Here is a 17,249-nt window from a genome sequence, read left to right as displayed (position 1 = left end):
GCTCGCTCCCACAGGGATTCCGTGAACGCCGAAGATCCCGTGTGGGAGCGAGCTTGCTCGCGATAGCGGCCTCAAGAACGATTCAACCCCCAGGCTTGGCCGCCGCCTCCCAAAGCACCTCCGCCACGCCTTGCCGCCGGGCAATGACCCGCGCTGCCACGAACAGCAGGTCCGACAAGCGATTGATGTAAGCCAGCCCCGGGCCTTCCAGGGGTTCCACCGCGTTCAACTGCTGGCAACGCCGCTCGGCGCTGCGGGCCAGGCTGCGGCAGACGTGGGCCTGGGCAATCAGGGGCGAGCCACCGGGCAGGATGAAGTTTTCCAGTGGCCCCAACTCCTCGTTCCACACGTCGATTGCCGCTTCCAGTCGCTCGACTTCCGCCGTGGTCAGTGCTTGATACGCCGGCATGGCCAATTCACCGCCCAGGTCGAACAGTCGATGCTGACACGGCGCCAGCACGTCGCTGACCTCCTTGAGTGCCGGGTACTGAGCTGTCTCAGCGACCAGGCCGGCCAGCAACAATCCCAGCTGACTGTTCAGCGTATCCACTTCGCCAATGGCCTCGACCCGCGGGTGGTCCTTCGCCACGCGACGACCATCGCCCAACCCGGTTTCACCTTTGTCGCCAGTGCGGGTGTAAATCTTCGACAGGCGAAAACCCATGCTCAACGCTCCAATTGCTTGTGTTCCTGGGCCACCATCGAAGTGCCCGCCAGCGGCAGGCGCAAGGTAAAGCAGGTGCCCTGGCCGGGTGCCGACTGCACTTCCATCTGGCCCTTGTGGTTATTGGTGATGATGAAATACGACACCGACAGCCCGAGGCCCGTGCCCTGGCCGATCTCCTTGGTGGTGAAGAAGGGCTCGAAGGTGCGCTTGCGCACGTTCTCGCTCATGCCGATGCCGTTATCCTCGACCTGGATTTCCGCCCACGGTGGATTCAAGCGCGTGCGCAGGATAATGCGCCCGGGTTCGCTGTCGTCCTGCCGTTGGTGGATGGCTTGGGCGGCGTTTTTCAGCAGGTTGAGCAGCACTTGTTCCAACTCGTTGGCCGTGCCGGGCACCGGGCCCAGGTTCGGGTCGAACTGACGGATGATCGCCTGGCCCTTGAAATCGAAACCGATCGCCAGGTCGAAGTCGTTACCGGCGATTTCCACCGCCTGGTCGATCAGCGCCGGCAGGTCGCATGGCGCCATCTGCCGCGTGCTGCGACGGCTGAAGCTGAGCATGTGGGTGACGATTTTCGCTGCACGGGCGCCGGCCTGCTGGATGCCGTCGAGCAATTGTGGGATTTCCCGGCTTTCCAGGTAGCGGTTGACCACCGGCAATTCGATACCCAGTTGCTCGGCCTGTTCGAGGTTCTTGGGCAATTCCGGCGACAAGCGTCGGCGGATGTTCTGCACGTTGTGCAGGATCGCCCCCAGCGGGTTGTTGATCTCATGGGCCATGCCCGCCGCGAGGCCACCGACCGAGAGCATCTTTTCCGATTGCACCATCATTTCCTCCAGCGACAGGCGCTGGGTGATGTCATCGATGCGGATCACCACCCCGCGCCCGGCGCCGCCCATCAGCGGGTAGAAGGTCAGGGCGTAGTGCCGGGCCTCATCGTCCTTGGTCCAGGTGACGCGTTCGATCTTGGCCACCGTGTGCTGCTCGACCGTCTGCTTGAGCTGCGGCAGGTAGGGCTTGAGCGGCTCGAAGGCGAGGAAGATCGGCTGGTTCAAGGCCTCGTCCAGCCGCGTGCCGGAAAGGGCGCTGGCCTCCTGGTTCCACTGGGTGACATAGAGCTGTTCGTCGAGGGCGATCAGCGCCGACGGCATGGAGTCGATGATGCTGTTGAGGTAGTTCTGGAAACCGGTGAGCTTTTTCTCGATCTTGCTGCGCACCTGGACTTCCAGCTCCAACTTGCGGTTGGTGTGGCGGGTTTCTTCGGCCAGGCCCTGGGCCTGGTCATAGGCGGCCTGGGAGTCATCCCGGGCACGCTTGAGCTGTTGCTCCCGGGCTTCGATCCGCGACAGCATGGTGTTGAACGCTTCGGCCAGGCTGCCGATCTCGTCGTGATTGCCACGGGCGGCACGCAGGGAATAGTTCTCTTCGCGGGTCACCTGGCGCGACAGTTCTTCGAGTTGGTGAATCGGTTGGGTGATCAGGCGCTTGATCTGCTGGGCAATGATCAGCCACAGCAACACGCTGAAAATCAGGATGCCCAGACTGGCGGTCAGGGTGCCGGTGTAGAACGCCGTGGGCAGTTCGCTGCTGGCCACCAGCAACAGGTGGCCAGGTTCGGTGCCGGGACGGGGCAGGGTGATGACCTGGTTGCTGCGGAACTCACCGGCCTGCCAGGCCTGGATATGGCGGAAGTGGTCCGGCAACTTGAGTTTTTCGCCCTGTTGCAATTGCGCCAGGCGGTCGCCCTGGCCGTCATACAACGCCGCCGCCCGCAGTGGCGCATAACTATTGAGTTCGTCGAGCAGGCGTTTGGCACTTTGTGGCGATTGCAGCGCATCGGAGATCAGGCTTGGGTTGGCTATCAGCCGGCCGATGGTCTGCAGGGCCTGGGGCGCCATGCTTTCCTGGGAAATGTAATAGGCGGCGCTGATAAAGGTCAGGTTGGCCACCAACAGGACTGTGGTCAACAACACCAACAGGGCGGCCAGCAGTTTCTGGCCGACCGGGAGGTTCTCAAGGCGTTGGCGCAATGGCATCAGACTCGTCGCTAAAAAGGGATACGAGGGCCAGCGTAGCCGCTGCTCAGTCGCCGGGCAATCCGAGGTTGTCCAAGTGGGCAGTCAGTCGCTGGCGCAGCTGTTCCAGGTGCGGCACTGTCAGCCCATGGCGCTGGGCGACTTTGCAGGCGTAGCCGAGCAAGTAGCTGATTTCGGTGCGGCGTCCGTTGGCGACATCCTGATACATCGAGGAGTAGTTGGCGGCGGTGGCCTGGATCACCCGTTCGACCTCCGTCGGCAAGTCTTCGGCAGCCGCAGGCTGACCACAGCGCTCCAGCAAGTCGGTGAGTTCGGCGCAGAGGGTCGCCACTTCGCAGTGATGCGCCTGCAAACCGCCATTCTTGCAGTGATGCAGCACGGTCAGCGGATTGATTGCGCAGTTGAGTGCCAGTTTGCGCCAGAGCCGAGTGAGGATGTCGGCGCTCCATTCGTGGGGAATGCCGGCGGCACTCAGGTCGTCCAGCCAGAATGGCGCCACCGGGTGAGCGGGGTCGCCCAGCCAGGTGTAGCCGTGGCCGGCGAACACGACGCGCCAGTCACCGTCGCGGAACGCGCCTTCGGTGCTGGAGGCACTGATGCAACGGGCCTGGGGAACACAATTGGCCACCGCGTCCTGGCTGCCGAGGCCGTTCTGTAGAAGGATCAGTTCCGACTCGGTGCCCAGGCGATGGGCCACCGAGGCCACGGCGGCCTCTGCGTCATAGGCTTTACAGGCCAATAGCAGGCGTTTGATGGGCTCGGGGCTGTCCGCCGTTTCCCCAGGCACGGGGTAGCGCTGTGTTTGGCCCTGTTCCACCAGTGTCAGTCCACCGCTCGCCCGATACGCCTGCAGCCGGGCTTCATTGCGCAACACCAGGCGCACCGGCAGGCCGGCCCGGGCCAGGCGCGTGGCCCACAACGTGCCGAGACTGCCGGCCCCCAGGACATGCCAGGTCGTGGACATCAGTTTTTTACTCGGTTTGGCGCAGGCATCTGAGGGGCTCGCGGTATCGGCAAGAAAAGACCCGTTATAATGAGCCCGATTTTAACCACAAGCCAAGCGCGCGCCTTTGTTACTGGCGCGCCTTTTTATTTGGAGAACACTACATGCCGTCATTCGACGTGGTATCCGAACTGGACAAACACGAAGTCACCAACGCCGTTGAAAACGCCGTCAAGGAACTCGACCGTCGTTATGACCTCAAGGGCAAGGGCAGTTTCGAGTTCAAGGACCTGACCGTCAACCTGACCGCCGAGGCCGAGTTCCAGCTCGAAGCGATGATCGAGATCCTCAAGCTGGCCTTGGTCAAGCGCAAGATCGACGTGCAGTGCCTCGAGGTCAAGGACGCCTATGCCTCGGGCAAGCTGATGAAACAGGAAGCGGTGCTCAAGGAAGGTATCGACAAGGAACTGGCGAAGAAAATCGTCGCTCACATCAAGGACGCCAAGCTCAAGGTACAAGCGGCTATCCAAGGCGAGCAGGTGCGCGTCACCGGCAAGAAGCGCGACGACTTGCAGGAAGCCATCGCGGCACTGCGGGGCAAGGAATTCGGCATGCCGCTGCAGTTCAATAACTTTCGCGACTGACTGCTGGTTGTCCGCATGACTGTGGCGAGGGGATTTATCCCCGCTGGGCTGCGGAGCAGCCCTAAAGCCTGCGCCGTGGTGTATCAGGTCGACGTGATCAGCTTTTGGGGGCTGCTTCGCAGCCCAGCGGGGATAAATCCCCTCGCCACAATGTGTTTCGATTGGGCTTTTGCGGTAACAGAACAAAGGAGAATTTGATGGACTTGAACGCTGAAGTGGACAACTTGGTCAAGGCTTCCCAGACCTGGGTCCCGATGATCATGGAGTACGGCAGCCGGGTACTGCTGGCGCTCATTACCCTGACGATCGGCTGGTGGCTGATCAACAAGGTGACGCAAAAACTGGGCGCTCTGCTGGCCCTGCGTAACGCCGACCTGGCGTTGCAGGGGTTTATCAGTACCCTGGCGAACATCATCCTGAAAATATTGCTGATCGTCAGCGTCGCGTCGATGATCGGTGTGGAAACCACCTCATTCGTCGCCGCCATTGGTGCGGCAGGCCTGGCGATTGGCCTGGCGTTGCAGGGCAGCCTGGCGAACTTCGCCGGCGGCGTGCTGATTCTGTTGTTCCGTCCGTTCCGTATCGGCGACTGGATCGAAGCCCAGGGCGTGGCCGGTACGGTCGACAGCATCCAGATCTTCCACACAGTATTGCGTACGGGCGACAACAAGACGGTCATCGTGCCAAACGGCAATCTGTCGAACGGGATCATCACCAACACCAATCGCCAGCCGACTCGCAAAGTCGTGTTCGACGTGGGCGTGGACTACCAGGCCGATTTGCAGAAGGCGCGGGAAGTGCTGCTGGAGCTGGCCAAGGACGAACGTGTGCTGGCCGATCCGGCGCCTGAAGCGGTGATTTCCACCTTGGGCGACAGTTCGATCACGGTGTCGTTGCGGATATGGGTCAAGACTGCGGATTATTGGAACGTGATGTTCATGTTGAATGAACAGGCTCGGGACCGTTTGAAAGAGGCGGGTATTGATATTCCGTTTCCGCAACGAGTGATTCGGGTCGTTCAGGAAGGGCCTGCGCAATAACGACTTGAATGTAACTTGGCGTTGGGGTCAGGTTATGTTTAGTTAGCTTGCTATTTAAAGAGCCTTGTTAAAGCTGACATTACAATAGGCATAAAAAAACCGCTCACCTGATCCAGGTGAGCGGTTTTTTGTTTGTTGCGAGTGAAGCTATCGAACTAGCACTGAATTACAAGATGCTCAGTGGGTATTCGACGATTACGCGGAAGTCGTTGTTGTCGTCGTAATCCGGGTTATTGTTACTAGTCCGATAAACCGCGCTACGCAGACGCACAGACAGGTCCTTGGCTGGACCGCTTTGCAGAACGTACTTAGTTTCGAAGTCCCACTCGTGGGCCTTGGCGTCGGTTGTCGCGGTAGCGATGTTGTCACTGGTAATGTAACGGGTCATGAAGCTCAGGCCAGGAATGCCGTAGCTCTTCATGTTCAGGTCGTAGCGAGCCTGCCAGGAAGTCTCGTCTTCACCGTTAAAGTCGGAATATTGCACGGAGTTGGCGAGGTAGACCGTACCGCCACCATCAACGCCGTACGCATAGCCGCTGTCACCGGAGGAGCGCTGGTGAGCCACGGTAAATTTGTGCGCGCCGAGGCTGTAGGCTGCTGCCAGCGACCAGATGCGGTTATCAATGTCACCGCTCAGTTCTTGGCCCTGACTCTTGCTGTCGTAGCCGTTGAAGTCGAAGTTCAGGGACTGATCTTCGTTGATCGGCAGGGTGTAGTTCAGGTTGAGATACTTCTTCTTGAAGTAATCTTCAACGTCGGAGGCGGCTACACCGGCTACGAAATTGTCAGTGAACTGGTAGGTTGCACCGGCAATATTAGCGGACGGCAGACCTTTGCTGTGCCGACCATTGATGCTGTCACGGCCCGTGTAGTTCTGTGCGTTCATAGCGGTAAAACGACCCGCGGTCAGCTCCAGACCCTTGATTTCCTTACTGGTGATGAGCGTACCGGTAGCCACTTCTGGATTAAGACGGCTGTCGTCCGTGGAGAACACGGGACTGGTAGTGTATTGATTACCGTATTTCAGGACGGTGTCGGACAAGCGGAACTTGACTGCACCACCGACTTCGGATTGGGTGTCTTCTGGGGTACCGTCGTCACCTGTGCCGAAGATGCTGTTGCCGGTACGGCCTGGGCCGCTGTCCAGTTTGACTTGGCCATTGAACAGAGCATCCACACCAACACCAACGGTGCCTTGAGTGAAGCCGGACTCGTAAACAGCCTGTACACCCAGACCGGTTTCTTCGCGGTAGCCAGTGCGACGTGCTTTGCCGCCGGTATTCTGGTTGTTGGCTTCACCGTGTTTGAAATCACGGTTCATGTACAGCATGCGACTTTTAACAGTCAGGCTCTGATCTTCAAAAAAGCCCTTGGATTCCTCTTGGGAGGATGCCATTGCGAACTGCGAGGTACCGGCCGAAACAGCCAGTGCGATCATGCTCCACTTCATCACGCGCATCGTGATTTGCTCCTTTGGTTTTTAGAAGAGTACTGCCGTCCCACCTGTTTTTTTATCTGGGCGGCTCTTTCTTTTTGTGTCGGCGCAAACTTATATCACGACGACATTATTGGCGATACTTGCCCATCCAACCTTTCAGCTTCTTTACGACCATGTCGCCAATGGCTCGATCCATGTCGTATTTCAGCTGTCCCGACGCACTCAGGTTCACAACTTGAACGTTGTTGTTTTTCTCTGGCATCGGTGTAAAGAGTCCGTAGTTACCACGCTTGAAGCTCCTGTGGGCAGCCTTGCCACTTAATTTATAGGTCTGCAGGTTCCCGCTTCCGGCGATGCCCTGTAGACGATGTGGGGATGAATGCAACAAGCATGCACAAACCCGAATTTCGTTTACATTTTTTTCACATTTTAGCGGCGGTTGCGGTGAAACCTCATGAAAGCGGGCTCCAAAGGCCTTGTTTTAAATGGGGTTGACTGCTGCGCAGCTCTGGTGTTGGGGGCGGTAAAGGCTGCATGACAACCAAAAACGTTACCGGTTCACCCCATCCGGTGAGTAAATCCCGGATGCTTCGTGCACTGAGCGTAGACGCACTGTGCTGTTTTGGTGCAAAAAATTTTCAAACTGTTCGAAAATCATACAGCTGTACTGCTCGGCCTATGGCCTGGGTGGCGCTATCAGCCCCTTGAGGCATGCTTTGCGCGGTATTGGTGCGCAGCATTGCACTTTAATAAGTTCAGGACTGCTCGAAAGATGCTTTTGGCTCAGAACCTTGGGCGTTACCCAGTGATGGCGCCGACGTTCGCAGGTATGCTGCGGGTCTGTGTCCCGCTCAGGCCTGCGAGCCCCCAAGCTGGGCAAATCGATAACGAGCAAGGAGTACGCACGGTGTTCGCTTTAGATCCACGACTGCAACAAGACACATTGCCCATCGGTGATTTCCCGCTGTGCCGGTTGCTCCTGTCCAACGATTCGAATTACCCGTGGTTCATCCTCGTACCGCGGCGGGAAGATATCAGCGAATTGTTTCAGTTGGATGACGCCGATCAACAACAGTTGTGGAAAGAAACCACTGCGCTGGCCGAAACCCTGAAGGATTCGTTCGACGCCGACAAGTTGAATGTTGCAACCTTGGGTAACGTTGTCAGTCAATTGCACATGCATGTCATCGTCCGCAAGCGCGATGATGCCGCCTGGCCGGCGCCGGTCTGGGGCAAGCATCCGGCCAAGCCGTATAATGCAGAACAGGTGACGGCCATTCGCGAGCGATTGCGCGGGGCCTTGACCGATGATTTCAAGTTTCTGGAGGGCTGAACCATGAACCTTGAAGAGCGTGTAACCGATCTGGAAAGCCGCCTGGCGTTTCAGGATGACACCATCCAGGCATTGAATGATGTGCTGATCGAGCAGCGGGCCATCGTCGAACGCCTGCAATTGCAGATGGCCGCGCTGCTCAGGCGTCAAGAAGAGATGGCGGGGCAATTCGAAACCTTCGAAGAAGAGGCGCCACCCCCTCATTACTGATCTGTCGCTGGACGGCAGGCAATAAAAAACCGCGAGCAGCCTGGCTGCATCGCGGTTTTTTTACGCTTGGATCAGCGGCGCGGGAGCGCGGCGATCACGTCTTCGGCTTGCAGGCCCTTGTCGCGATTCATGACAGAGAACTCCACGCGCTGGCCTTCTACCAGGACGCGGTGCCCTTCGCCACGAATGGCCCGGAAATGCACGAAAATGTCATCGCCGGAATCGCGGGAGATGAAGCCGAACCCCTTGGATGTGTTGAACCACTTTACCGTACCGGTATCGCGGTTGGACATGTCGTAGTTTTGGGGAGCGGCAGCTGGCGACGATTTTTTGTAGAAGCTGACCGCCAGGTGCAGTGCCACCGCAAACAGTGCCGCGGCCAGGCTGAACACAATGGCCGGTTGGCCAGCGATTTCCGGCATGGGCGCGAGCAGGGCCAGGGTTTGCAGGGCGACGGCCAGTACCAGCAGGGCACTGACAAGGTTTTGCAGTTGGTGACGTGGACCTTTGTTCCAGTAAGGGATAACAGGTGCGAGGGTCAGGTTGAGCAGGCCGAAAAAGGCCAGGTACAGTGCGTCGGGGTGTTGCAGGTAAGGTGTGGCTTCGGAACCCAGGCTAGGGATGAAGGACAGCAGCAGGGCAGCTGCGCCCATTAGCAAGTGGACGATTTTCAACATTTTGATTGGCTCACGGTTAAGACGGATCACAAGGAAGAGCTGGTCGGGGGCGGTTCGCTTCGGAACAATGAGAGGCGTTGGACACGTACCCGAATCAGCCTATGCGTCACGCCCGGAAAAATAGGCGTAGCGACACACTGCCTATTTAACAGCAAAGCCCTGGCCTTCTCAAACCCGTTACGGACGTGCGCCGCGCTGTTCGTCGGCCAGAAAAAGGCCCTCTGGCGCTTGAAGGTGTCTGGCAAGGGCATTGAATGCCCGGTTTGGCGGAACCGTCCAGTGTCCGGGCTTGTCGGTTCAGGAGGGCTGGCGATCTGTCGCAGGCTGTAGGCGGCAAAAACCACTAGAGTGGAGTGGCCGCTGTCAAATTCATCACCATCAGGAGATCAACCAACATGGCCATTGATATCGGTATCAGTGAAGAAGATCGCAAGTCCATCGTCGACGGGCTGTCACGCCTGTTGTCGGACACCTATGTGCTGTACCTCAAGACCCACAATTTCCACTGGAATGTCACCGGGCCGATGTTTCGGACCCTGCACTTGATGTTCGAGGAGCAATACAACGAGCTGGCGTTGGCGGTGGACCTGATCGCCGAGCGCATTCGCGCCCTCGGCTTCCCGGCCCCAGGTGCCTATTCGGTGTATGCGCGCTTGTCTTCTATTAAGGAAGAGGAGGGTGTGCCCGGCGCTGAAGATATGATCCGTCAACTGGTCGAGGGCCAGGAGGCGGTGACGCGTACGGCCCGCGGTATCTTTCCTTTATTGGACAAGGTCAGTGACGAGCCGACCGCCGATCTGCTGACCCAGCGCATGCAGGTCCACGAAAAGACCGCGTGGATGCTGCGTTCGTTACTGGAAAACCAATAAGCGTCACGCAGGTGATGAAGGGACCGTCGGTATCATTGCCTGCGCCTCGTGTGTAGGACGGCGTAATTCATCGCCTGCCTGCTGTTGGCTTGTCCTACGGCGATGGTCATAAAGTCGTCTGGATCTGACGATGCCGTTGAGCTTCCATAAGGGCCACAGATGGGTTGTTCCCACTGGAGGTTCGTATGGCAAAGGAGTGTCAACGGTATGATTCAAGGAAAAGAACCCGGGGAGGGCGTGCATGGGCGTTTTCAGTCCATAAACGTCGACCCGTTCGTCAGGGGGTTCGATATGCGACTGGCCCGGCCCCTGGCCCGATCCATTCGCCTGAATGGGTTCGCCACCTGTTTGCGGTTGGAGCAGGTCTATTGGGATATCCTCGGCGACATGGCCCAGCTCAACCGCTGTTCTATCAGCACCTTGTTGTCCCATGTGGATCGGGAGGTGCATCTGCGCCATGGCGGGGTGCGCAATTTCAGTGGGCTGGTGCGTGTGGTCTGCGTGGTACACAGCTTGAAGGAAACCGCGATGGAAGTCGTGGATCGTCATTGATGTGGCGCGCCGCTGTCGATGACTGAGCCGGACCGGTAACGGCCTGTGCGCTTACGGCTGCACAGGCCGCATTTAATGGATATAATCCCGCTCTTTGCCGCAAAGCCCAGCCTTTGCGCGAGTAACCTGATCGCCGAGACAACCCCCATGCCGATGTACGACTATCAATGTGCTTCCTGTGGTCATCAGATGGAAGCCATTCAAAAGATCAGCGCGGCACCGCTGGTCGACTGCCCTGCCTGCCAGGCGCCGGAACTGAAGAAGATGCTGTCCATGCCAGGTTTCCGCCTCGGCGGCACCGGCTGGTATGAAACCGACTTCAAGACCGGCGCCAAGAAGAACCTGGCCGGTGGCGACAAAGCTGATTGAGTTGAACACGCGCGAGTTCTTGCACGGGCAGGGCCTCCAACCGAATTTCGAATTACGAGAAGTGAAACCACTACCATGATGCGCAGCCATTATTGCGGCCAACTGAACGAAAGCCTGGAAGGTCAGGAAGTTACTCTTTGCGGATGGGTTCATCGTCGCCGTGACCATGGCGGGGTGATTTTCCTCGATATCCGTGATCGTGAAGGCCTGGCCCAGGTGGTGTTCGATCCGGACCGCGCTGAAACCTTCGCCGCCGCCGACCGTGTGCGCAGCGAATACGTCGTCAAGATCACCGGCAAGGTGCGCCTGCGTCCGGCCGGCGCCGGCAACGCCAACATGGCGTCCGGCATGATCGAAGTGCTGGGCTACGAGCTGGAAGTGCTGAACGAAGCGGAAACCCCGCCGTTCCCGCTCAACGAATACTCCGACGTGGGCGAAGAAACCCGCCTGCGCTATCGCTTCATCGACCTGCGTCGTCCGGAAATGGCCGAGAAGCTGCGTCTGCGTTCGCGCATGACCACCAGCATTCGTCGCTACCTGGACGAGAACGGCTTCCTCGACGTCGAGACGCCGATCCTGACCCGCGCCACCCCGGAAGGCGCTCGCGACTACCTGGTGCCGAGCCGTACCCACCCAGGCAGCTTCTTCGCCTTGCCGCAATCGCCGCAGCTGTTCAAGCAACTGTTGATGGTGGCCGGCTTCGACCGTTACTACCAGATCGCCAAGTGCTTCCGCGACGAAGACCTGCGTGCCGACCGTCAGCCTGAGTTCACTCAGATCGACATCGAGACCAGCTTCCTCGACGAAAAAGACATCATGGGCCTGACCGAAGGCATGATCCGCAACCTGTTCAAGGAAGTGCTGGGTCTGGAATTCGGCGAATTCCCGCACATGACCTGGGACGAGGCCATGCGCCGCTACGGTTCCGACAAGCCTGACCTGCGTATCCCGTTGGAACTGGTGGACGTGGCCGATCAGCTCAAGGAAGTCGAATTCAAGGTTTTCAGCGGTCCGGCCAACGATCCGAAAAGCCGTGTTGCCGCCCTGCGCGTACCGGGCGGGGCGAGCATGCCGCGCAGCAAGATCGACGACTACACCAAGTTTGTCGGCATCTACGGTGCCCGTGGCCTGGCGTACATCAAGGTCAACGAGCGCGCCAAAGGCGTCGAAGGCCTGCAATCGCCGATCGTCAAGAACATCCCTGAGGCCAACCTGAATGTGATCCTCGATCGCGTCGGCGCGGTCGATGGCGACATCGTGTTCTTCGGTGCCGACAAGGCCAAGATCGTCAGCGAAGCCCTGGGCGCGCTGCGAATCAAGGTCGGTCACGACCTGGAGCTGCTCACCAGTGAGTGGGCGCCATTGTGGGTCGTTGACTTCCCGATGTTCGAAGAGAACGACGACGGCAGCTTCACCGCGCTGCACCACCCGTTCACGGCACCCAAGTGCACACCGCAGGAACTGGAAGCCAACCCGGCGACCGCCCTGTCCCGTGCCTACGACATGGTGCTCAACGGCACCGAGCTGGGTGGCGGTTCGATCCGTATCCACCGCAAGGAAATGCAGCAGTCGGTCTTCCGTCTGCTGGGCATCAGCGAAGCGGAACAGGAAGAGAAGTTCGGCTTCCTGCTCGATGCGCTGAAGTACGGTGCACCGCCCCATGGTGGCTTGGCCTTCGGCCTGGACCGCCTGGTGATGCTGATGACCGGCGCCCAGTCGATCCGTGAAGTGATCGCGTTCCCGAAAACCCAGAGCGCGGCCTGTGTCATGACCCAGGCCCCGGGTCTGGTGGATGCCAAGGCGCTGCGCGAGCTGCACATCCGTCTGCGTGAACAGCCTAAGGCTGAGTAAGGCTGGCCCTTGAAGGCGCATCTTCGGATGCGCCTTTTCATTAGGGTCGATATTTTCTGATTGCCGGCGGCCGCGCGAGCGCGGGGCGGGCAATGTTCCAAGGCAAAACCGGAGCGAGTTATGGCAGGTCATTCCAAGTGGGCGAACATCAAGCACCGCAAAGAACGTCAGGATGCCAAGAGGGGCAAGATTTTCACCAAGTGGATCCGTGAGCTGACGGTCGCGGCCCGCCAGGGTGGCGGCGATCCGGGTTCCAACCCGCGTCTGCGCCTGGCCCTGGACAAGGCGCTGAGTGCCAACATGAGTCGCGACATCATCGACCGGGCCATCGCCCGTGGCGCGGGTGCGACCGAGGCCGACAATGTTGAAGAACTGACCTACGAGGGTTATGGCCCGGGCGGCGTGGCGGTGATGGTCGAATGCATGACCGACAACCGCAACCGTACCGCCGCCGCCGTGCGTCACGCCTTCAGCAAATGCGGCGGCAACCTGGGCACTGACGGTTCGGTGGCGTACCTGTTCGAGCGCAAAGGGCAAATCAGCTTCGCGCCGGGCCTCGACGAAGATGCCCTGACGGAAGCGGCCCTGGAAGCCGACGCCGACGACGTGGTCAGCCATGAAGACGGCTCGTTCGATGTGTTCACCTCGTTCGCCAGCTTCTATGCCGTGCGCAACGCGTTGGAGGCGGCCGGTTTCAAGCCGGCCGACGCGGAAATCGTCATGCAACCGACCACCAGCGCCGAACTGGACTTGGACGGCGCCGAGAAGGTCCTCAAGCTGATCGACATGCTGGAAGATTTGGATGACGTGCAGAACGTTTATTCCAATGCCGATATTCCGGAGTCTGTCGCTGAACAACTCGGCTGATGGCTTCTATTTAACTGCACGAATGCCAATGTGGGAGCGAGCTTGCTCGCGATAGCGATATTCCAGTCAGCACTGTGCTTGCCGACCCGACGCCATCGCGAGCAAGCTCGCTCCCACAGGTCTGGTCAAATCCTCTTCAAACCGCAGGCGCTATGACTTTAATCCTTGGCATCGACCCCGGTTCGCGCATCACCGGCTACGGCGTGGTTCGTGATACCGGGCGCGGCTGCGTGTATGTTGCGTCCGGCTGCATTCGCACCGGTGCCGGCGAGTTGCACGAGCGCCTGCAGATTGTTTATCGCGGCGTGCGCGAAGTCATCCAGACCTATGGGCCGGTCACCATGGGCATTGAAAAGGTGTTCATGGCGCGCAACGCCGATTCTGCCTTGAAACTGGGGCAGGCCCGGGGCGCGGCGATCGTTGCTGGCGCCGAGGAAAGCCTGGAGATCGCCGAGTACACGGCAACCCAGGTCAAGCAGGCGGTCGTCGGAACGGGCGCGGCCAACAAGGAACAGGTGCAGATGATGGTGATGCATCTGTTGAAGCTGGTCAGCAAGCCGCAGATCGACGCCTCCGACGCCCTGGCCATCGCCATTTGCCATGCCCATACCCGTTCCAGTTTGCTGCCCCACGGTCTGGGAGCTGCACGCAGTCGTGGCGGGCGCCTGCGTCTCTGATAGCATCAGCGCAATCTTTCGTGAGCCCGAGCATTTTGCGCCTGTGTTGTCGGCGTTTCTGCTCCGGCTGTTACTCGCCAGCCAGCGGCTGGCCTACGCCCAAGGATCTGAAACGTGATTGGACGCTTGCGCGGCACCCTGGCTGAAAAACAGCCGCCGCACCTGATTCTGGATGTAAACGGGCTCGGCTATGAGCTGGAAGTGCCCATGACCACGCTGTATCGCTTGCCGTCGGTCGGTGAGCCGCTGACATTGCACACCCATTTGGTCGTGCGTGAGGATGCGCAGTTACTCTATGGCTTCGTCGGCAAGCGCGAGCGCGATTTCTTCCGCGAGTTGATCCGCCTCAATGGCGTCGGCCCGAAACTGGCCCTGGCCTTGATGTCGAGCCTGGAAGTCGACGAGCTGGTGCGCTGCGTGCAGTCCCAGGACACCTCGGCGCTGACCAAGGTGCCGGGTGTGGGCAAGAAAACCGCCGAGCGCCTGTTGGTCGAGCTCAAGGACCGTTTCAAGGCCTGGGAAGCGGTGCCGGCGATGTTCGCGCTGGTGCCGAATCAGCCGGACGCGCCGGTGCCTGCGGCCAGCGCCGAAAACGATGCGGTGACCGCGCTGATCTCCCTGGGCTACAAGCCGCAGGAAGCCAGCAAGGCGATTTCCTCTATCAAGGAAAAAGGCCTGAGCACTGAAGATATGATTCGTCGTGCCCTGAAGGGAATGATTTAAGTGATTGAAGCTGACCGTCTGATCGCCGCCACGGGCGCGCCCCGTGACCGCGAGGAAATCCAGGACCGGGCGATTCGTCCCGTCAGCCTGGCCGACTACATCGGTCAACCGACCGTGCGCGAGCAGATGGAGCTGTTCATCCAGGCGGCCCGTGGGCGCAGCGAGTCGTTGGACCACACCTTGATCTTCGGTCCTCCAGGGCTGGGCAAGACTACCCTGGCCAACATCATTGCCCAGGAAATGGGCGTGTCGATCAAGAGCACGTCCGGGCCGGTCCTTGAGCGGCCCGGCGACCTGGCGGCGCTGCTGACCAATCTTGAGCCCCATGACGTGCTGTTCATCGACGAAATCCATCGCTTGTCGCCGATCGTCGAGGAAGTGCTGTACCCGGCCATGGAAGATTTCCAGCTCGACATCATGATCGGCGAAGGGCCGGCGGCGCGCTCCATCAAGCTGGACCTGCCGCCCTTTACCCTGGTGGGCGCCACCACCCGCGCCGGCATGCTGACCAACCCGCTGCGCGACCGTTTCGGTATTGTCCAGCGGCTGGAGTTCTACAACAACGCCGACCTGGCGACGATTGTCAGCCGCTCGGCGAGCATCCTCGGGTTGCCGCTGGACCCGGACGGCGCTTATGAGATCGCCCGTCGGGCCCGGGGGACGCCGCGGATCGCCAACCGGCTGCTGCGCAGGGTTCGCGATTTCGCCGAAGTCCGGGCCAAGGGCCATATCACCAAGCCGATTGCCGACCTGGCGTTGAACCTGCTGGACATTGACGAGCGGGGCTTCGACCATCAGGACCGGCGATTGCTGTTGACCATGATCGAGAAATTCGACGGTGGCCCGGTGGGCGTGGACAGCCTGGCCGCGGCGATCAGCGAAGAGCGCCACACCATTGAGGATGTGCTGGAACCGTACCTGATTCAGCAAGGCTACATCATGCGTACCCCCCGTGGCCGCGTGGTGACCCGCCATGCTTATTTGCATTTCGGCTTAAACATCCCGACACGAATGGGTGAGATGCCGGTGGTAGACGAATTCCTCGATGCCGTAGACGATTGAGCGAGCGTTTTATGTCGACTTTTTTCCGGTTGGTGCTGTCCCAGACGACACCCGGAGCGTCAATGCATTCGAGAATGAAAAAACAGTTGCCTGGCCGATTGGCAACCTGAGGAGTAAGCACTAGAGTATGCGCGCGCAATACGGGCTGGAGTCGTTCGCACATCGCTGTCGCGTTTATTACGAGGACACCGATGCCGGCGGCATCGTTTACTACGTCAATTACCTCAAGTTTATGGAACGGGCTCGAACCGAACGGCTGCGGGAACTGGGTTTTGCCCAATCCGCGCTGGCAGGGGAGGACCTGTTATTCGTCGTGCATTCCAGCGAAGCGCGCTACCACGCGCCGGCGCGACTGGACGACGAGCTTCTGGTAAGTGCCGATGTCATCGAATTGAACCGTGTCAGCCTGCGTTTCAAGCAGCAGGTCAGGCGGGCTACGGATAATGTGCTGCTCTGTGAAGGGCAGTTTTTGGTGGCCTGTGTGCGCACCCATAGTTTGAAACCCCGGGCCATTCCCGAAGCTCTACGTGCGGCCTTTGCCGGCGTGAGCGGCGCGGGTACACACTCAGAGCAGGAGATAAAGCGTGGAAGCTAACGTCGTCGACCATTCCTCCATGTGGAGCCTGGTCAGCAATGCCAGCGTCGTGGTGCAACTGGTAATGCTGATTCTGGTAGCCGCATCGGTGACCTCATGGATCATGATTTTTCAGCGCAGCAACATGCTGCGCGCCGGTCGCCGTGCCCTGGAGAGCTTCGAAGAGCGCTTCTGGTCCGGCATCGACCTGTCCAAGCTCTACCGCCAGGCGGGCAGCAACCCGGATCCGGATTCGGGCGTGGAGCAGATCTTCCGTGCCGGTTTCAAGGAATTCTCCCGTCTGCGCCAGCAGCCAGGCGTTGACCCGGAAGCGGTGATGGAAGGTGTGGCCCGGGCCATGCGCGTCGCCATTTCCCGCGAGGAAGAAAAGCTTGAACAGGGCCTGTCGTTCCTGGCCACCGTCGGCTCGGTCAGCCCGTACATCGGTCTGTTCGGTACCGTGTGGGGGATCATGAACTCCTTCCGTGGCCTGGCTTCGGCCCAGCAAGCGACCCTGGCCACCGTGGCCCCGGGTATCGCCGAGGCACTGATCGCCACCGCCATCGGTCTGTTCGCGGCCATTCCGGCCGTTATCGCCTACAACCGCTTCGCTGCCCGCAGCGAAACGCTGACCGGCCGTTACTACACCTTCGCCGATGAGTTCCAGGCGATCCTGCACCGCAAAGTGCACACCAGCGAAGAATAAGCAGGTATTTC

19 protein-coding genes are annotated in these 17,249 nt (G+C 59.6%); 14 read left to right on the top strand and 5 right to left on the bottom strand.

Annotated features, from left to right (window positions below; all coding sequences use genetic code 11):
* Nucleotides 1–82: 82 nt before the first annotated feature.
* The 3 genes from LOY70_RS23605 to LOY70_RS23595 are packed head-to-tail and all read right to left on the bottom strand — an operon-like array spanning nt 83 to nt 3,667.
* Complete coding sequence (locus tag LOY70_RS23605) at nt 83–664, bottom strand: cob(I)yrinic acid a,c-diamide adenosyltransferase (protein ID WP_265029493.1); 582 nt, start codon at nt 662–664, stop codon at nt 83–85.
* Between the two features lie 2 nt (nt 665–666).
* Nucleotides 667–2,703 carry an ATP-binding protein gene (locus tag LOY70_RS23600; RefSeq protein WP_265029492.1) on the bottom strand — a complete coding sequence of 679 codons (2,037 nt, stop codon included), beginning with the start codon at nt 2,701–2,703 and terminating at the stop codon, nt 667–669.
* A 46-nt stretch (nt 2,704–2,749) separates the two neighbouring features.
* Nucleotides 2,750–3,667 carry a putative 2-dehydropantoate 2-reductase gene (locus tag LOY70_RS23595; protein ID WP_265029491.1) on the bottom strand — a complete coding sequence of 306 codons (918 nt, stop codon included), beginning with the start codon at nt 3,665–3,667 and terminating at the stop codon, nt 2,750–2,752.
* A 143-nt stretch (nt 3,668–3,810) separates the two neighbouring features.
* Here LOY70_RS23595 and LOY70_RS23590 point away from each other — a divergent pair, with 143 nt between their 5' ends.
* Nucleotides 3,811–4,290, top strand: coding sequence for a YajQ family cyclic di-GMP-binding protein (locus LOY70_RS23590; RefSeq protein ID WP_123344917.1), 480 nt, complete (start codon nt 3,811–3,813; stop codon nt 4,288–4,290).
* 197 nt (nt 4,291–4,487) lie between these two features.
* On the top strand, nt 4,488–5,330 hold the full coding sequence (locus tag LOY70_RS23585; RefSeq protein ID WP_265029490.1) for a mechanosensitive ion channel family protein: 843 nt from the start codon (nt 4,488–4,490) through the stop codon (nt 5,328–5,330).
* Nucleotides 5,331–5,496: 166 nt separating this feature from the next.
* Here the strand turns inward: LOY70_RS23585 and LOY70_RS23580 are convergent, their stop codons facing one another.
* Nucleotides 5,497–6,789 carry an OprD family porin gene (locus LOY70_RS23580; RefSeq protein ID WP_265029489.1) on the bottom strand — a complete coding sequence of 431 codons (1,293 nt, stop codon included), beginning with the start codon at nt 6,787–6,789 and terminating at the stop codon, nt 5,497–5,499.
* 886 nt (nt 6,790–7,675) lie between these two features.
* Between LOY70_RS23580 and LOY70_RS23575 the strand changes: the two genes are divergently transcribed.
* Both LOY70_RS23575 and LOY70_RS23570 read left to right on the top strand, forming a co-directional pair.
* Nucleotides 7,676–8,101: an HIT family protein gene (locus LOY70_RS23575; protein ID WP_123344920.1), complete on the top strand. Its 426-nt coding sequence runs from the start codon at nt 7,676–7,678 to the stop codon at nt 8,099–8,101.
* Between the two features lie 3 nt (nt 8,102–8,104).
* Nucleotides 8,105–8,311 (top strand): SlyX family protein, encoded by a 207-nt coding sequence (locus LOY70_RS23570; RefSeq protein WP_123344921.1) that lies wholly within the window; start codon nt 8,105–8,107, stop codon nt 8,309–8,311.
* A gap of 71 nt (nt 8,312–8,382) precedes the next feature.
* Here the strand turns inward: LOY70_RS23570 and LOY70_RS30025 are convergent, their stop codons facing one another.
* Nucleotides 8,383–8,988 (bottom strand): cold-shock protein, encoded by a 606-nt coding sequence (locus LOY70_RS30025; RefSeq protein WP_123344922.1) that lies wholly within the window; start codon nt 8,986–8,988, stop codon nt 8,383–8,385.
* Nucleotides 8,989–9,383: 395 nt separating this feature from the next.
* Here LOY70_RS30025 and LOY70_RS23560 point away from each other — a divergent pair, with 395 nt between their 5' ends.
* From LOY70_RS23560 to tolQ, 10 genes are all read left to right on the top strand, one after another.
* Nucleotides 9,384–9,857, top strand: coding sequence for a Dps family protein (locus tag LOY70_RS23560; RefSeq protein ID WP_123344923.1), 474 nt, complete (start codon nt 9,384–9,386; stop codon nt 9,855–9,857).
* Nucleotides 9,858–10,064: 207 nt separating this feature from the next.
* Nucleotides 10,065–10,409, top strand: coding sequence for a ribbon-helix-helix domain-containing protein (locus LOY70_RS23555; RefSeq protein WP_123344924.1), 345 nt, complete (start codon nt 10,065–10,067; stop codon nt 10,407–10,409).
* Between the two features lie 147 nt (nt 10,410–10,556).
* Nucleotides 10,557–10,778 carry an FmdB family zinc ribbon protein gene (locus tag LOY70_RS23550; RefSeq protein ID WP_003178589.1) on the top strand — a complete coding sequence of 74 codons (222 nt, stop codon included), beginning with the start codon at nt 10,557–10,559 and terminating at the stop codon, nt 10,776–10,778.
* A gap of 75 nt (nt 10,779–10,853) precedes the next feature.
* A complete protein-coding gene (gene aspS, locus LOY70_RS23545; protein WP_025215231.1) occupies nt 10,854–12,629 on the top strand; it encodes an aspartate--tRNA ligase in 1,776 nt (591 codons plus the stop codon).
* Between the two features lie 120 nt (nt 12,630–12,749).
* Nucleotides 12,750–13,496 (top strand): YebC/PmpR family DNA-binding transcriptional regulator, encoded by a 747-nt coding sequence (locus LOY70_RS23540; protein WP_265029488.1) that lies wholly within the window; start codon nt 12,750–12,752, stop codon nt 13,494–13,496.
* A gap of 152 nt (nt 13,497–13,648) precedes the next feature.
* Complete coding sequence (gene ruvC / locus LOY70_RS23535; RefSeq protein WP_025215229.1) at nt 13,649–14,173, top strand: crossover junction endodeoxyribonuclease RuvC; 525 nt, start codon at nt 13,649–13,651, stop codon at nt 14,171–14,173.
* Between the two features lie 114 nt (nt 14,174–14,287).
* On the top strand, nt 14,288–14,896 hold the full coding sequence (gene ruvA / locus LOY70_RS23530) for a Holliday junction branch migration protein RuvA (RefSeq protein ID WP_265029487.1): 609 nt from the start codon (nt 14,288–14,290) through the stop codon (nt 14,894–14,896).
* Complete coding sequence (gene ruvB / locus LOY70_RS23525) at nt 14,897–15,958, top strand: Holliday junction branch migration DNA helicase RuvB (RefSeq protein WP_025215228.1); 1,062 nt, start codon at nt 14,897–14,899, stop codon at nt 15,956–15,958.
* A gap of 127 nt (nt 15,959–16,085) precedes the next feature.
* Nucleotides 16,086–16,553: a tol-pal system-associated acyl-CoA thioesterase gene (gene ybgC / locus LOY70_RS23520; RefSeq protein WP_265029486.1), complete on the top strand. Its 468-nt coding sequence runs from the start codon at nt 16,086–16,088 to the stop codon at nt 16,551–16,553.
* Complete coding sequence (gene tolQ, locus LOY70_RS23515; RefSeq protein ID WP_025215226.1) at nt 16,543–17,238, top strand: protein TolQ; 696 nt, start codon at nt 16,543–16,545, stop codon at nt 17,236–17,238. The genes ybgC and tolQ overlap by 11 nt, the downstream gene beginning before the upstream one ends.
* Nucleotides 17,239–17,249 lie beyond the last annotated feature (11 nt).

The organism is Pseudomonas sp. B21-054, assembly GCF_026016345.1.
In the GTDB taxonomy this organism is placed as follows: Bacteria; Pseudomonadota; Gammaproteobacteria; order Pseudomonadales; family Pseudomonadaceae; genus Aquipseudomonas.
Note: the sequence above shows the minus strand (reverse complement) of the source record. Positions and strands in the feature narration are given on the sequence as shown.

Bases quoted from the DNA above. Each gene is read 5' to 3' on its own strand.
- LOY70_RS23605 (WP_265029493.1), bottom strand. From the start codon at position 664: ATGGGTTTTCGCCTGTCGAAGATTTACACCCGCACTGGCGACAAAGGT.
- LOY70_RS23600 (WP_265029492.1), bottom strand. From the start codon at position 2,703: ATGCCATTGCGCCAACGCCTTGAGAACCTCCCGGTCGGCCAGAAACTG.
- LOY70_RS23595 (WP_265029491.1), bottom strand. From the start codon at position 3,667: ATGTCCACGACCTGGCATGTCCTGGGGGCCGGCAGTCTCGGCACGTTG.
- LOY70_RS23590 (WP_123344917.1), top strand. From the start codon at position 3,811: ATGCCGTCATTCGACGTGGTATCCGAACTGGACAAACACGAAGTCACC.
- LOY70_RS23585 (WP_265029490.1), top strand. From the start codon at position 4,488: ATGGACTTGAACGCTGAAGTGGACAACTTGGTCAAGGCTTCCCAGACC.
- LOY70_RS23580 (WP_265029489.1), bottom strand. From the start codon at position 6,789: ATGCGCGTGATGAAGTGGAGCATGATCGCACTGGCTGTTTCGGCCGGT.
- LOY70_RS23570 (WP_123344921.1), top strand. From the start codon at position 8,105: ATGAACCTTGAAGAGCGTGTAACCGATCTGGAAAGCCGCCTGGCGTTT.
- LOY70_RS30025 (WP_123344922.1), bottom strand. From the start codon at position 8,988: ATGTTGAAAATCGTCCACTTGCTAATGGGCGCAGCTGCCCTGCTGCTG.
- LOY70_RS23560 (WP_123344923.1), top strand. From the start codon at position 9,384: ATGGCCATTGATATCGGTATCAGTGAAGAAGATCGCAAGTCCATCGTC.
- LOY70_RS23555 (WP_123344924.1), top strand. From the start codon at position 10,065: ATGATTCAAGGAAAAGAACCCGGGGAGGGCGTGCATGGGCGTTTTCAG.
- LOY70_RS23550 (WP_003178589.1), top strand. From the start codon at position 10,557: ATGCCGATGTACGACTATCAATGTGCTTCCTGTGGTCATCAGATGGAA.
- aspS (WP_025215231.1), top strand. From the start codon at position 10,854: ATGATGCGCAGCCATTATTGCGGCCAACTGAACGAAAGCCTGGAAGGT.
- LOY70_RS23540 (WP_265029488.1), top strand. From the start codon at position 12,750: ATGGCAGGTCATTCCAAGTGGGCGAACATCAAGCACCGCAAAGAACGT.
- ruvC (WP_025215229.1), top strand. From the start codon at position 13,649: ATGACTTTAATCCTTGGCATCGACCCCGGTTCGCGCATCACCGGCTAC.
- ybgC (WP_265029486.1), top strand. From the start codon at position 16,086: ATGCGCGCGCAATACGGGCTGGAGTCGTTCGCACATCGCTGTCGCGTT.